Origin of the sequence: Pseudomonas sp. WS 5021 (genome assembly GCF_012985535.1) — a bacterium.
In the GTDB taxonomy this organism is placed as follows: Bacteria; Pseudomonadota; Gammaproteobacteria; order Pseudomonadales; family Pseudomonadaceae; genus Aquipseudomonas.
In genome coordinates this window covers 341,266-354,577 of record NZ_JAAQWP010000003.1, presented here as the reverse complement: position 1 = coordinate 354,577, position 13,312 = coordinate 341,266, and the positions used below count along the sequence as shown (strand labels likewise).

Sequence of the window (13,312 nt, the reverse complement as noted above, 5' to 3'; positions counted from 1 at the left end):
CGCAATTAATGCATATTCAAGGATTTAGCCATGAAGCGCCTGATCTCTTCCCTTGCTGCGCTCGTCGCGGTCGCTTGCCTCGTCAGTGCCTGTGGTCAAAAAGGCCCGCTGTACCTGCCCGATGACAGCAAAGACCCGAATGAACAGGCGCAAACGTCGCAATCCAAAGCGCACAAGCACGACACCTACTAAGGGAATTTCATGGACGCTTTTAACTACCGGGACGGCGAGCTGTTCGCGGAAGACGTGGCGCTGTCCGCGATTGCCGAACGCTTCGGTACCCCGACCTATGTGTACTCGCGAGCGCATATCGAAGCGCAATACCGCACCTTTGCCGATGCACTGGAGGGTACGCCAAGCCTGGTGTGCTATGCAGTAAAAGCCAACTCCAACCTGGGTGTACTCAATGTCCTGGCGCGCCTGGGCGCTGGTTTTGACATCGTGTCCCGTGGCGAGCTGGAGCGTGTACTGGCCGCGGGCGGCAAGGCTGACAAAATCGTGTTCTCCGGTGTCGGCAAGACCCGCGAAGACATGCGCCGCGCCCTGGAAATCGGCGTGCATTGCTTCAACGTCGAGTCCACCGACGAGCTGGAGCGCCTGCAAGTGGTGGCCGCCGAGATGGGCGTGCGTGCGCCGATTTCCCTGCGCGTCAACCCGGACGTGGATGCCGGCACGCACCCGTACATTTCCACCGGTCTCAAAGAGAACAAGTTCGGCATCGCCATTGCCGACGCCGAAGACGTGTACATCCGCGCCGCCCAACTGCCGAACCTGGAAGTGCTGGGCGTGGACTGCCATATCGGCTCGCAACTGACCAGCCTGCCACCGTTCCTCGATGCCCTCGACCGCCTGCTGGCGCTGATCGATCGCCTCGGCGAGTGCGGCATCTACCTGCACCACATTGATCTGGGTGGTGGCGTGGGCGTGCGTTATCGCGACGAAGAGCCGCCGCTGGTGGCCGACTACGTCAAGGCCGTACGCGAGCGCACCGAAGGCCGCGACCTGAAGCTGATATTCGAGCCGGGCCGCTACATCGTTGCCAATGCGGGCGTACTGCTGACCCAGGTCGAGTACCTCAAGCACACCGAACACAAGGATTTCGCCATCGTCGATGCGGCGATGAACGACCTGATCCGCCCGGCGCTGTACCAGGCCTGGATGGATGTCAGCGCCGTGCGCCCGCGCGACAGCGTGCCACGCACCTATGACATCGTCGGCCCTATTTGTGAAACCAGTGACTTCCTGGCCAAGGACCGTGAACTGGCCCTGGCAGAAGGCGATCTGCTGGCCGTGCATTCGGCCGGTGCCTATGGGTTTGTCATGAGTTCCAACTACAACACCCGCGGGCGTACCGCCGAAGTGTTGGTGGACGGTGATCAAGCGTTTGAAGTGCGTCGCCGCGAGACGGTAGCCGAGTTGTTTGCTGGCGAAAGCCTGCTGCCGGAGTAAGCCATGCTGCTGCGTTTTACCAAGATGCACGGGCTGGGCAATGACTTCATGGTCCTTGACCTGGTCAGCCAGCACGCGCATATCCTGCCCAAGCACGCCAAACTGTGGGGCGACCGCCATACCGGCATCGGCTTCGACCAACTGCTGCTCGTCGAAGCGCCGAGCAACCCGGAGGTGGATTTCCGTTACCGGATCTTCAACTCCGACGGTTCCGAAGTGGAGCAATGCGGCAACGGTGCGCGCTGCTTCGCGCGGTTCGTGCTGGACAAGCGCCTGACCGCCAAACGGCAGATTCGCGTCGAGACCAAAAGCGGCATTATCGAGCTGGATATCCGCAGCGACGGCCAGATCAGCGTCGACATGGGCGCCCCGCGCCTGGTACCGGCCGATATTCCGTTCGTGGCTGATGCCCAGGCGTTGAGCTATCCGCTGGATGTCGACGGTACCGTGGTCGAGGTGGCCGCCGTGTCCATGGGCAACCCCCATGCAGTGCTGCGGGTCAACGACATCAACAATGCGCCAGTGCATGAGTTGGGCCCGAAGATCGAACATCACCCACGTTTTCCGGCACGGGTCAACGTCGGCTTCCTGCAGGTCATCGACCGCTCCCGCGCGCAGTTGCGGGTCTGGGAACGCGGCGCCGGGGAAACCCAGGCTTGTGGCACCGGTGCTTGCGCCGCCGCCGTGGCGGCGATCAGCCAGGGCTGGATGGATTCGCCACTGTTGATCGACCTGCCTGGTGGACGCCTGTCCATCGAATGGGCAGGCCCAGGCCAACCGGTGAAGATGACCGGCCCGGCATCCCGTGTATACGAAGGACAGGTCCGTCTATGAGAGCGACTCGCTAATGACCGATAAGCCCCAGGCACCCGCCAAGCAGCCCGAAGGATCCCCTTGCGAAAGCCTGGAGGCAGCGGCCGTCGCCGCTTACCTGGAGGCTAACCCGGACTTCTTCGTCGAACACGACGAGCTGCTGCCGGCCCTGCGCATCCCTCACCAGCGCGGCGATACCGTGTCGCTGGTGGAGCGGCAGATGAAGATCCTGCGCGAGCGCAATATCGAAATGCGCCATCGGCTCTCACAGTTGATGGACGTGGCCCGCGACAACGACCGCCTGTTCGACAAGACCCGCCGCCTGATCCTGGCGCTGCTGGATGCCGCCAGCCTGGAAGACCTGACCATTGCCGTCGAAGACAGCCTGCGCCAGGACTTCCAGGTGCCGTTTGTCAGCCTGATCCTGTTCAGTGACAACCCGATGCCGGTCGGGCGCTGGGTCAAGGGCAGCGACGCACAGACCGCCATCGGCGGCCTGTTGTCGGAAGGCAAGACCATCAGCGGCACCCTGCGCGAGCATGAGCTGGACTTCCTGTTTGGCGAAGACCAGCGCGTGCAGATCGGCTCGACTGCCGTGGTCGCCCTCAGCCATCAAGGCTTGCACGGTGTCCTGGCCATCGCCAGCCGTGATCCGCAGCACTACAAAAGCACCGTGGGCACGCTGTTCTTGACCTACATTGCCGAAGTGTTGAGCCGCAGCCTGCCACGCTTCACCAGCGCCCTGCGCGCGGTGCGCTAGCCATGGAACGACAACTGGACGCCTACTGCGCTCACCTGCGCAGCGAGCGCCAGGTGTCTCCCCATACGCTGGAAGCCTACCGGCGGGACTTGAACAAGGTCCTGGCGTTCTGCCAGAAACAACAGATCGGCAGTTGGAAGGCCCTCGATATCCAGGGCCTGCGCAGCCTGGTTGCGCGCCTGCACCAGCAAGGCCAATCCTCCCGCAGCCTGGCGCGCCTGCTGTCAGCGGTGCGTGGCCTGTATCACTACCTCAACCGCGAAGGCCTGTGCGATCACGACCCGGCCAACGGCCTGGCACCGCCCAAGGGTGAGCGCCGCCTGCCCAAAACCCTGGATGCCGACCGCACCCTGCAATTGCTCGATGGCGCGGTCGAGGATGACTTCCTGGCGCACCGCGACCAGGCGATCCTGGAGCTGTTCTATTCCTCGGGCCTGCGGCTGTCGGAGCTGACCAGCCTCAACCTCGAGCAGTTGGACCTGGCCGATGGCCTGGTGCAAGTGCACGGCAAAGGCAGCAAGACCCGCGTGCTGCCCATTGGCAAAAAAGCCCGCGACGCCCTGCTGGTATGGCTGCCCCTACGAGCCCTGGCCAACCCGCCGGACGATGCGGTGTTTGTCAGCCAGCAAGGCCGACGCCTCGGGCCACGGGCCATTCAGCTGCGGGTCAAGGCCGCCGGCGAGCGGGAACTGGGGCAGAACCTGCATCCGCACATGCTGCGCCACTCCTTTGCCAGTCACCTGCTGGAGTCATCACAAGACTTGCGCGCCGTGCAGGAACTGCTCGGCCACTCGGATATCAAGACCACCCAGATCTACACCCACCTGGACTTCCAGCACCTGGCGACGGTGTACGACAGCGCCCATCCACGGGCCAAACGCGTTAAAGGCGGCGACTCATGAGCATCAAGCTAATCACCTTCGATCTGGACGATACCCTGTGGGACAACGTCCCCGTCATCATCAGCGCCGAAGCGTCGATGCGCCACTGGCTGGCGACCCATGCGTCCAAGGTCGGCGACCTGCCCCTGGAGCATTTCGCCAGCCTGCGCCAGCACGTACTGCAACGTCATCCCGAACTCAAGCACCGGATCAGCATCCTGCGCCACCGGGTGCTGATGCACGCCTTTGAAGAGGCCGGTTATCCACAGCCGCAGGCCACGGAAATGGCCGATGTGTGTTTTGAAGCGTTTATTCATGCGCGGCACCAGCTCACGGTCTTCCCGGAAGCTGAGCCGATGTTGCAAGCCCTGCGCCAGCACTTCCTGCTGGGGGTGATCACCAATGGCAATGCCGATGTCCAGCGCGTGGGCCTGGCGGATTACTTCCACTTTGCCCTGAGGGCCGAAGATATCGGCATCGCCAAGCCGGATGCGCGCTTGTTTCAGGAAGCGTTGCAGCAAGGTGGGGTGGATGCCAGTGCGGCGGTACATATTGGCGACCATCCGGGCGACGACATCGCCGGGGCGCAGCAGGCGGGGTTACGGGCGGTGTGGTTCAACCCGGCGGGCAAGGTTTGGGAAGGCGAGAAATTGCCGGATGCGCAGATTCGCAGCTTGAGCGAGCTGCCTTCGCTGCTCCACAGCTGGAAATAACGCGACCCGACAAGCCAGCTCCCACATGGGTTTGCGGCACTGGCCATTTGTCTCAGGCATGAAAAAGCCCGCAGCGACGGCGGGCTTTTTCAGCAAGCAAGTAACCGGCCTCAGATAGGCCGACTGCCGTACTTGTTGTCCGGCTTCTTCGGTGGGTCTGCCACCACGTTGGCCTCGACTTCCTGCACTTTGCCGCCCTTGGCGAGGAATTCTTCCATCGCGCGGGCCAGCGCATCGCGCTCTTTGTTCTTGGCTTCAACGCTCGGCAACTCATCAACCGACACAGCAGCCTTGGCCTTGCCCTTGGCGGTCGGGGCCGGCGCGTCATCGCCGCCGTCGTCGTCAGCTACGTCTTCGGCAGCCGCCTCAAGACCTTCTTCGGTTTCGTCGTCACCTACTTCGAGGTCGTCGTTTTCCAGATCATCGTCGCTCATGTTCTACCTCATGACTTGCGAAAAGCAGATTAGTTATAGCCCAGCTTCACCATCTGTCGAAGGCTACCGGAAAAAAATCAACGTCCACCGGATAACCAGTGGCTTATGCCCCGTCACCGTGCAAGGTGCCGAGGACGTTACGAGCACCGCCATGATCACGCTGCTCGCCCAGATAAACGCCTTGCCATGTGCCCATTGCCAAATGGCCGGCCGTGACCGGCAAACTCAGTTGGCGAGCCGAAAGGCTGCCCTTGAAATGACCCGGGGCTTGGCCCGCAGGGTAATCAGGGTCTGCCGATGTATACAGTTCTGCGCCCATCGGCGCGCATTCTAGCGCGCTCTGGGAAAAAACAAAGTGCCGAATACGCCTACATGCCTGTAAGACATTCGCACACTGAAAAGTACCGTGTGGATCCGATCACAAACTCGACACAAAAATTCTCACACGCTTTCACCACAGGCAAATACCAGACAAAAAAATGCCCGGCAAGCCGGGCATGTTTTTTTCATAGGTTCTTACAAGTTGTAGCCACGTTCGTTGTGTTCCGCCAGGTCCAGGCCAACGGCCTCTTCCTCTTCGGTCACACGCAGGCCGATGGTCAAGTCCAGCACCTTGAGAATCACAAAGGTCACGATACCGGTGTAGATCACGGTAAAGCCTACGCCCTTGGCCTGGATCCAGACCTGCGCGGCAATATCGGTCACCGTGCCGAAGCCACCCAGGATCGGCGCCGCGAATACACCGGTGAGGATCGCCCCGACAATTCCGCCAACACCGTGCACGCCGAAGGCATCCAGGGAGTCATCGTAGCCCAGCTTGCGCTTGAGGCTGGTGGCGCAGAAGAAGCAGATCACGCCAGACGCCAGGCCGATCACCAGGGCGCCCATTGGGCCTACGGTACCTGCGGCCGGGGTGACGGCCACCAGGCCGGCGACCACACCCGAGGCGATGCCCAGGGCGCTTGGTTTGCCGTGGGTAATCCACTCGGCGAACATCCAGCCCAGCGCCGCAGCCGCGGTAGCGATCTGGGTCACCAGCATCGCCATGCCCGCCGTGCCGTTGGCCGCAGCAGCAGAGCCGGCGTTGAAGCCGAACCAACCGATCCACAGCATCGCCGCGCCGATCAGGGTGTAGCCCAGGTTATGCGGGGCCATCGGCGTAGTCGGGTAGCCTTTACGCTTGCCGAGCACGATGCACGCCACCAGGCCAGCCACACCGGCGTTGATGTGCACCACGGTGCCGCCAGCGAAGTCCAGCACGCCCCAGTCCCACATCAGGCCGCCGTTGCCGCTCCAGACCATGTGCGCGATCGGCGCATAGACCAGGGTGAACCAGATGGCCATGAACAGCAGCATGGCGGAGAACTTCATACGCTCGGCAAACGCACCGACGATCAGCGCCGGGGTGATGATCGCGAAGGTCATCTGGAAGGTGATGAACACCGCTTCCGGGAACAGCGCTGCAGGCCCAGTGATGCTGGACGGTGTGACACCCGCCAGGAACGCCTTGCCCATGCCGCCGAAGAACGAGTTGAAGTTGACGACGCCTTGCTCCATTCCCGTGGTGTCGAACGCAATGCTGTAGCCGTAGACGACCCACAGGATGCTGATCAGACCGGTAATGGCGAAGCACTGCATCATCACAGAAAGAATGTTTTTGGAGCGGACCATGCCGCCGTAGAACAGCGCCAGGCCAGGGATGGTCATGAACAGCACCAGTGCGGTGGCTGTCAGCATCCAGGCAGTGTCGCCGGAATTGAGGACTGGAGCCGCCACTTCGTCTGCCGCCATGGCCAGGCTGGGCATTACGATGGACAACAGGGCTCCTAGCCCTGCGAATTTACGCAGAGTCATATTGTTTTCTCCTGGGGCGTTGGGGTTTGGCGGCTTAGATTGCGTCGGTATCGGTTTCGCCGGTACGGATGCGAATAGCCTGTTCCAGATTGACCACGAAGATCTTGCCGTCGCCGATCTTGCCGGTGTTGGCCGCCTTGGTTATCGCCTCGATAACCCGATCAAGATCCTTGTCGTCAATGGCGACATCAATCTTCACCTTCGGCAGGAAATCGACTACGTATTCCGCGCCGCGATACAGCTCGGTATGACCCTTCTGCCGACCGAAGCCTTTGACCTCAGTGACGGTAATGCCCTGCACGCCGATCTCGGACAGTGACTCGCGTACATCGTCCAACTTGAACGGCTTGATGATGGCAGTGACTAGCTTCATGAAAACTCTCTCCCGAATTGGTGGACTTGCCCCAGGAAAACAAACCCGTCTCAAGTCTAAGCGCAGTGCCTGGCTTTGTAACGCATCGTCGCCTCGGCAATTGCCTTGTCGACGCCAGCTAACCGTTGGTGACGAAACATGTACCCTGGTCCGTCAGCGCACTGCATTCGTCACAGCGACTGCATCAGTGCATGGGTCATGATCGTCTAAGCAGAAACCTTGCCAGCTCCGTAAAAATCACTGAAATCAATCCGTTGCCCGCTCACACCGAGCAGTGGGCCGGTGTAGCAGCCCACATACGCACAAAAACAGTGCATCCGCATTCGGGCCAATGCGCGAAAAGCGTGCGCAGAGCACTGGGAAAAGACTATAGGCGCTGCGTGATACACTGCCGGCCAACTGTTTTCCGGAATGTTTCCCATGCTCGCGCCCAAAGACCTCCTCGACGCCCTGAGCGGCCACGCCTCTCGCCTGTTCAGCGGCGAGACCCCGCTGCCTCGCAATGAAATCGAAAGCCAGTTCAAGGCACTGCTGCAAAGCGGGTTCAGCAAACTGGACCTGGTCAGCCGGGAAGAATTCGACAGCCAGATGGTAGTCCTGGCCCGCACCCGAGCACGCCTGGAGAGCCTGGAGGCGAAGGTGGCAGAGTTGGAAGCACGGTTGAATCCACCCCAGGAATAACCACCCTGCCCCCTGTAGGAGCCGGCTTGCCGGCGATGGCTGTCTACCTGACACACCAAGCCGGCTCCTGCAATTTCAACGCCCGGATACGTTCAGTAAAACCTGCGCAAGGCGCCTCCCCCTCTCTCGTCTACCCTTGAAAAACCGCAAAGCGGCCCTCCCTTCAAGGAACGAACATGTCCCTCGCCATCGTCCACAGCCGCGCCCAGATCGGCGTCGAAGCCCCCGCCGTCACGGTCGAAGTGCATATGGCCAATGGCTTGCCGTCCCTGACCCTGGTGGGCTTGCCGGAGACTGCGGTCAAGGAAAGCAAAGACCGCGTGCGCAGCGCCATTCTCAACAGTGCGCTGCAATACCCCGCGCGCCGCATCACCCTTAACCTGGCGCCCGCCGACCTGCCCAAGGACGGCGGGCGTTTTGATCTGGCGATTGCCCTGGGGATTCTCGCGGCCAGCGTACAGGTGCCGGCACAGGCGTTGGATGGCGTGGAGTGCCTCGGCGAACTGGCCCTGTCTGGCGAAGTGCGTGCCGTCAAAGGTGTGTTGCCAGCCGCATTGGCCGCACGCAAGGCCGGGCGCAGCGTGATCGTGCCCAGGGCCAATGCCGAGGAGGCATGCCTGGCCTCGGGGTTGAAGGTGATTGCGGTGGATCATCTGCTGCAAGTGGTGGCGCACCTGAATGGGCTGGTGCCGATCGAGCCTTACACGTCCGACGGATTGCTGTACCTGAACAAACCTTACCCGGACCTGAGCGAGGTGCAGGGCCAACTGGCCGCCAAGCGCGCACTGCTGATTGCGGCAGCGGGTGCCCACAACTTGCTGTTCAGCGGGCCACCCGGCACCGGAAAGACCTTGCTTGCCAGCCGCCTGCCCGGCCTGCTACCGCCCTTGAGCGAACAGGAGGCGCTGGAAGTGGCGGCGATCCAATCAGTGGTCAGCCTGGCGCCGTTGAGCCACTGGCCTCATCGGCCCTTTCGCCAGCCGCACCATTCCGCGTCCGGGCCGGCGCTGGTGGGCGGCGGCTCGAAACCGCAGCCTGGGGAAATCACCCTGGCCCATCACGGGGTGTTGTTTCTCGATGAGCTGCCGGAATTTGATCGCAAGGTGCTGGAGGTGCTGCGCGAACCGCTGGAATCGGGACATATCGTGATTTCCCGGGCACGCGACCGCGTCAGCTTCCCGGCACGCTTTCAACTGGTGGCGGCGATGAACCCCTGCCCTTGCGGTTACATGGGTGAGCCCAGTGGACGTTGCCGGTGTACGCCGGAGCAGATCCAGCGCTACCGCAACAAACTCTCCGGGCCGTTGCTGGACCGGATTGATTTGCACCTGACCGTGGCACGTGAAACCACCGTGCTGAACCCCTCCCAAAAGGTCGGTGATGACACGGCGAAGGCATCCGCCCAAGTGGCCGAGGCCCGGGAGCGCCAGCAAGGGCGCCAGGGTTGCGCGAATGCCTTCCTCGACCTGGCGGGATTACGCGAGCACTGCGCACTGGTAAACGCCGATGAAAGCTGGCTGGAGAGCGCTTGCGAGCGGCTGACGTTATCGCTGCGCGCAGCCCACCGACTGCTCAAGGTCGCGCGTACCCTGGCAGACCTTGAGCAAGTGGAAGGCATCGCTCGCCATCACTTGGCGGAGGCATTGCAGTACCGGCCGGCATCAGTTGGCTAGCAGCGTTCAGGAAAAATCCAGCAGCAGCCTCGCCACTTCCAGCACCTCACCCAGTACCGCTTCTGACGACTCGGCGGAAGGCTTGAGCATCAGGTCATCGGCGTAGCCCATCGCCAGGGCGAAGAGCTGCCGTGCAGCGCGTTGGGGCGACTTGCAGCGAAAGACCCCGGCAGCGACACCCCGCTCGATCACCTCGGCAAGCATGCCTTGCCATTGGGCATTGATCACCAGGTAAGCCTGGGCCATTTGCGCGTCATGCATGGCCTCGTCCCAGGCGTCCAGCCAGAGCGCCCAGCCTGCATCGGCGGTGCTGGGCAGGCAGTCGCTCAAGAATCCTACGAGCGCCTCCAGTGGTGGCGCATCGGCCAAGGGCTCGCGCACTTCATCCAATTGCTCATTCGCAAAGCGCACAAAGGCTTCGCGGCGCAATTCATTCCAGTCGCTGAAGTAGTGATAGACATGGCTGCGCGACAGCCCGGCATGTTCGGCCAAGTCACGGGTGGATACATCGGCAAAGCCCTTGCTGCGAAACAGCTCCAAGGCAGCGGCGATGATCTGGTCTTTACGGTCGATACGCGACATGGGCAATTCCTTACGGGCGCCACCAGATAAGCGGCGCTTGCTTTTTGAGCGATCGCTCAAGGATACTTGAGCAGTCGCTCAATAGTAGCGCCTATTACTCCTTTGGTGCACCCATGCCATCCACAACGCCACACATCCTGATCGAAGAAAGCAAGAAAATCGGCCAGCAATCGGCCAGCCAAACCCTCAAGGCAATCGCCAAGGCTTATCCCGGCAAGCTGTTCTGCACGCTGTCGTTGGTTGCGCTGGAGAACGCGTTGCTGCTGGCCTATCCCCTGTTTGCCGGTTTCGCCGTGGACTCGATCCTGCGCGGCGATGCCGGCAGTGCGCTGTTCTATGCGGCCGTGGTGATGGCGTTCTGGGTGGTCGGCGCCGCACGCCGGGCGTTGGATACCCGCACTTTCACGCGGATCTACGCCGATCTTGCCGTACCTGTGATTCTCAATCAGCGTCTGCAGAACCACAGCACGTCCAAGGCAGCCGCACGGGTGGTGCTGGCGCGGGACTTTGTCGATTTTTTCGAAAAACATGTGCCGGTGATCGCAACGGCCTTGGTCTCCATCGTTGGCGCAGCTGCGATGCTGCTGGTGATTGAACCTTGGGTGGGCCTGGCCTGCTTTGCGGCATTGCTGCTTTGCATCATCCTGCTACCGCGATTTGCCCGCCGTAACGAGCAGTTGCACGAACGGTTGAATAACCGCCTGGAGAAAGAAATTGGCCTGGTGGAAAAGGTGGGCGCCCAGACGTTGCGACGCCATTACCAGTTGCTGTCACGCCTGCGTATCTGGCTGTCGGACCGCGAAGCCGCCGCCTACCTGTTTCTCGGCACGCTGGCAGCGCTACTGTTCATCGTAGCGATCAGCCAACTGGCCTTGTCGCCAGCGGTCAAGGCCGGCCATGTCTATGCGGTGATGACGTACCTGTGGACCTTCGTCAGCAGTCTCGACGAAGCACCAGGGATGGTCGACCAACTGGCGCGGCTCAAGGACATTGGCAAGCGCGTGGACCCAGGGCTCGGCGACCACTAAGCCTCAACGAAACCGATCCACCTCATGGCGCAGGCCGGCCGCCAAAGTCTCCAGTTCCTTAGCGGTAACTGCCAGGTTCGACACCACTTCCCGCTGCTCACTGTTGGCCAGGGCAATGCTCTGCAGGTTGCTGCTGAGCAAAGTCGCGGTGCTGCTTTGCTCCTGGGTCGCGGTGGTAATCGCGGCGAACTGCTGCCCCGCCGAACGGCTTTGTTCGTCGATGCGCGCCAGGGCTGACGCGACGTCGGCGTTGCGCGACAGGCCTTCCTGCATCAGCACATTGCCCTGTTCCATGGTGCTGATGGCGTTGCCGGTTTCCTGCTGGATGCTCTGGATCATTCCGGAAATTTCATCGGTGGCCTGGCGGGTGCGTGAGGCCAGGTTGCGCACTTCATCGGCGACCACGGCAAACCCTCGCCCCTGCGCCCCGGCCCGCGCCGCCTCGATGGCGGCGTTGAGCGCCAGCAGGTTGGTCTGATCGGCAATCGAGGTGATCACACCGACGATGCCGCCGATTTCCTGGGAGCGTTGGCCCAGGGTATTGATCACCGTGGCCGTGCTGTTGAGTGCCGTGGCGATATGTTCCAGGGACGACGACGCCTCCTGCATCGAGTTGCGACCGATGCGGGTCTGCTGGGCATTTTCCTGGGCCAGGCGCTCGGTATTGCCCATGTTGTCGGCAATGTTCAACGAGGTGGCGCTGAACTCTTCCACCGCGCCGGCCATGCTGGTGATCTCGCCGGACTGCTGCTCCATGCCCTCATAGGCCCCGCCCGACAGGCCCGACAGCGCCTGGGCGCGGCTGTTGACCTCTTCGGCCGCCTCGCGGATGTGGGAGACCATGGTCGACAGAGCTTCACCCATCTGGTTGAAACTGCGCGCCAGTTGACCGATCTCGTCATGGCTGGACACATTCAGCCGCGCACTCAAATCACCGGCGCCCAGGGCTTCGGCCTGGCGCACCAGGTCACCCAGGGGCTGGAGTTTGCTGCGCAGCAGCCAGACCGCCGCGCCCACGGCCAACAGCATCGCCAGCACGCTGCCGATTACCAGGCGGATACCCACGGCCCAGGTCACCGCCCGGATCTCGGCCTTGGGCATGCTCGCCACCACCGACCACGGGCCGCCGTCAAACGGCACCGCAACGCTGTAGAAGTCCTCGCCCTGGTCACTCCAGAAACGCCCCTGGCCGGGCTTTTGCGCCAGCTCCAGAATCGGCACAGCCGCCTGCTCCGGGGCTTGCACACCAGCGGGCGGCACCAGCCAGTGCTTTTGCTCGTCCAGCAACGCCAGCGAGCCGGTCTGGCCAATGCGAAAACGCTTGAGGTTGGCGAACTGGGCGTTCTGCGCATCGGTGTAGTCAAAACCGATAAACAACACAGCAATCACCTGGCCGCTGGCATCGCGCACCGGGCTGTATTGGGTCATGTAGGAGCGCTCGAACAGAACCGCACGGCCAATGTAGCTCTGCCCGGCAAGCAGGCGCTGGTAGGCCGGGCCCTGGCGATCCAGCACGGTGCCGATCGCACGGTTGCCGTCCTGTTTGGTCAGGGAGGTGCTGATGCGGACAAAGTCTTCGCCACTGCGCACGAACACCGTAGCCACGCCACCGGACATCTGCTTGAACTCATCAACCTCGTCGAAGTTGTTGTTCAACACCTGATCGCCCAGGTACAGGCTCGGGGTCTGTACCCCGGCCACGTTCACTTTCTGCTCGGGATGCACGCGCAACCCGGCGGCGAAGCGCTGCTCAAACAACCCGCTCAAACGCTCGGTGCTCTCGCGCAGGGTGCTGTGGAAGGTATTGAGTTGGTCGGCGAGCAAGCGCGCTTCGCTGGCCAGGTGTTCTTCGCGGGTTTGCAGGTTGGCCGAATCCAGGGAGCGCAGGGCAAATAGGGTGCTGGCGCTGATCACGACAGCCAATATGACCGCCAAGGCAATGCCCAGCTGCGAAGCGATGCGGGCGCGGGGTTGAGACATGACAGCTCCTGGCCGAGGCCCGGATCGTCCTGATCTCATAGCGCTAATCGGCGAATTTCTTGGATTGGGGGGCACGCTGAGCCGCAACTAA

At 62.1% G+C, this 13,312-nt stretch carries 14 protein-coding genes and 1 pseudogene; 9 read left to right on the top strand and 6 right to left on the bottom strand.

Translation table 11 applies throughout. From position 1 onward, the window contains the following. Positions 1 to 30 precede the first annotated feature (30 nt). Genes HBO19_RS11570 through HBO19_RS11545 form a run of 6 tightly spaced genes read left to right on the top strand, consistent with a single transcriptional unit; the run spans position 31 to position 4,616 of the window. Positions 31 to 192, top strand: a complete 162-nt coding sequence (locus tag HBO19_RS11570; RefSeq protein ID WP_038444426.1) for a lipoprotein — start codon at positions 31 to 33, stop codon at positions 190 to 192. A gap of 9 nt (positions 193 to 201) precedes the next feature. Further along, on the top strand, positions 202 to 1,449 hold the full coding sequence (gene lysA / locus HBO19_RS11565; protein WP_170057542.1) for a diaminopimelate decarboxylase: 1,248 nt from the start codon (positions 202 to 204) through the stop codon (positions 1,447 to 1,449). A 3-nt stretch (positions 1,450 to 1,452) separates the two neighbouring features. Next, complete coding sequence (gene dapF / locus HBO19_RS11560) at positions 1,453 to 2,283, top strand: diaminopimelate epimerase (protein ID WP_169955386.1); 831 nt, start codon at positions 1,453 to 1,455, stop codon at positions 2,281 to 2,283. Positions 2,284 to 2,296: 13 nt separating this feature from the next. Beyond that, on the top strand, positions 2,297 to 3,022 hold the full coding sequence (locus HBO19_RS11555; protein ID WP_169955387.1) for a DUF484 family protein: 726 nt from the start codon (positions 2,297 to 2,299) through the stop codon (positions 3,020 to 3,022). A 2-nt stretch (positions 3,023 to 3,024) separates the two neighbouring features. Continuing rightward, complete coding sequence (xerC, locus tag HBO19_RS11550; protein WP_170042082.1) at positions 3,025 to 3,924, top strand: tyrosine recombinase XerC; 900 nt, start codon at positions 3,025 to 3,027, stop codon at positions 3,922 to 3,924. Further along, entirely contained in the window at positions 3,921 to 4,616 is a 696-nt protein-coding gene (locus HBO19_RS11545) for an HAD-IA family hydrolase (RefSeq protein WP_170057541.1), read from the top strand. Before xerC ends, HBO19_RS11545 begins: the two co-directional genes overlap by 4 nt. A 110-nt stretch (positions 4,617 to 4,726) precedes the next feature. Here HBO19_RS11545 and sutA read toward each other — a convergent pair whose 3' ends face one another. The 4 genes and pseudogenes from sutA to glnK form a co-directional block, all read right to left on the bottom strand. Further along, on the bottom strand, positions 4,727 to 5,050 hold the full coding sequence (gene sutA / locus HBO19_RS11540; RefSeq protein ID WP_169955390.1) for a transcriptional regulator SutA: 324 nt from the start codon (positions 5,048 to 5,050) through the stop codon (positions 4,727 to 4,729). A 103-nt stretch (positions 5,051 to 5,153) separates the two neighbouring features. Further along, positions 5,154 to 5,315, bottom strand: a pseudogene (locus HBO19_RS11535) (YjbQ family protein); the annotation flags it as partial. 251 nt (positions 5,316 to 5,566) lie between these two features. Further along, complete coding sequence (locus HBO19_RS11530) at positions 5,567 to 6,904, bottom strand: ammonium transporter (RefSeq protein ID WP_029289659.1); 1,338 nt, start codon at positions 6,902 to 6,904, stop codon at positions 5,567 to 5,569. 34 nt (positions 6,905 to 6,938) lie between these two features. Next, complete coding sequence (gene glnK / locus HBO19_RS11525) at positions 6,939 to 7,277, bottom strand: P-II family nitrogen regulator (protein WP_002555808.1); 339 nt, start codon at positions 7,275 to 7,277, stop codon at positions 6,939 to 6,941. A 420-nt stretch (positions 7,278 to 7,697) separates the two neighbouring features. Here glnK and HBO19_RS11520 point away from each other — a divergent pair, with 420 nt between their 5' ends. Both HBO19_RS11520 and HBO19_RS11515 read left to right on the top strand, forming a co-directional pair. Next, the gene (locus HBO19_RS11520; protein ID WP_057444205.1) at positions 7,698 to 7,958 is read left to right on the top strand and encodes an accessory factor UbiK family protein; all 261 of its coding nucleotides are present in this window, start codon (positions 7,698 to 7,700) and stop codon (positions 7,956 to 7,958) included. A 176-nt stretch (positions 7,959 to 8,134) separates the two neighbouring features. Continuing rightward, complete coding sequence (locus HBO19_RS11515) at positions 8,135 to 9,631, top strand: YifB family Mg chelatase-like AAA ATPase (protein WP_169955391.1); 1,497 nt, start codon at positions 8,135 to 8,137, stop codon at positions 9,629 to 9,631. 6 nt (positions 9,632 to 9,637) lie between these two features. Here the strand turns inward: HBO19_RS11515 and HBO19_RS11510 are convergent, their stop codons facing one another. Further along, on the bottom strand, positions 9,638 to 10,213 hold the full coding sequence (locus tag HBO19_RS11510) for a TetR family transcriptional regulator C-terminal domain-containing protein (RefSeq protein ID WP_170057540.1): 576 nt from the start codon (positions 10,211 to 10,213) through the stop codon (positions 9,638 to 9,640). Positions 10,214 to 10,326: 113 nt separating this feature from the next. Here HBO19_RS11510 and HBO19_RS11505 point away from each other — a divergent pair, with 113 nt between their 5' ends. Further along, positions 10,327 to 11,241 (top strand): ABC transporter six-transmembrane domain-containing protein, encoded by a 915-nt coding sequence (locus HBO19_RS11505; protein ID WP_170042077.1) that lies wholly within the window; start codon positions 10,327 to 10,329, stop codon positions 11,239 to 11,241. Positions 11,242 to 11,244: 3 nt separating this feature from the next. Here the strand turns inward: HBO19_RS11505 and HBO19_RS11500 are convergent, their stop codons facing one another. Continuing rightward, a complete protein-coding gene (locus HBO19_RS11500; RefSeq protein ID WP_170057539.1) occupies positions 11,245 to 13,221 on the bottom strand; it encodes a methyl-accepting chemotaxis protein in 1,977 nt (658 codons plus the stop codon). Positions 13,222 to 13,312 lie beyond the last annotated feature (91 nt).

Bases quoted from the DNA above. Each gene is read 5' to 3' on its own strand.
- HBO19_RS11570 (WP_038444426.1), top strand. From the start codon at position 31: ATGAAGCGCCTGATCTCTTCCCTTGCTGCGCTCGTCGCGGTCGCTTGC.
- lysA (WP_170057542.1), top strand. From the start codon at position 202: ATGGACGCTTTTAACTACCGGGACGGCGAGCTGTTCGCGGAAGACGTG.
- dapF (WP_169955386.1), top strand. From the start codon at position 1,453: ATGCTGCTGCGTTTTACCAAGATGCACGGGCTGGGCAATGACTTCATG.
- HBO19_RS11555 (WP_169955387.1), top strand. From the start codon at position 2,297: ATGACCGATAAGCCCCAGGCACCCGCCAAGCAGCCCGAAGGATCCCCT.
- xerC (WP_170042082.1), top strand. From the start codon at position 3,025: ATGGAACGACAACTGGACGCCTACTGCGCTCACCTGCGCAGCGAGCGC.
- HBO19_RS11545 (WP_170057541.1), top strand. From the start codon at position 3,921: ATGAGCATCAAGCTAATCACCTTCGATCTGGACGATACCCTGTGGGAC.
- sutA (WP_169955390.1), bottom strand. From the start codon at position 5,050: ATGAGCGACGATGATCTGGAAAACGACGACCTCGAAGTAGGTGACGAC.
- HBO19_RS11530 (WP_029289659.1), bottom strand. From the start codon at position 6,904: ATGACTCTGCGTAAATTCGCAGGGCTAGGAGCCCTGTTGTCCATCGTA.
- glnK (WP_002555808.1), bottom strand. From the start codon at position 7,277: ATGAAGCTAGTCACTGCCATCATCAAGCCGTTCAAGTTGGACGATGTA.
- HBO19_RS11520 (WP_057444205.1), top strand. From the start codon at position 7,698: ATGCTCGCGCCCAAAGACCTCCTCGACGCCCTGAGCGGCCACGCCTCT.
- HBO19_RS11515 (WP_169955391.1), top strand. From the start codon at position 8,135: ATGTCCCTCGCCATCGTCCACAGCCGCGCCCAGATCGGCGTCGAAGCC.
- HBO19_RS11510 (WP_170057540.1), bottom strand. From the start codon at position 10,213: ATGTCGCGTATCGACCGTAAAGACCAGATCATCGCCGCTGCCTTGGAG.
- HBO19_RS11505 (WP_170042077.1), top strand. From the start codon at position 10,327: ATGCCATCCACAACGCCACACATCCTGATCGAAGAAAGCAAGAAAATC.
- HBO19_RS11500 (WP_170057539.1), bottom strand. From the start codon at position 13,221: ATGTCTCAACCCCGCGCCCGCATCGCTTCGCAGCTGGGCATTGCCTTG.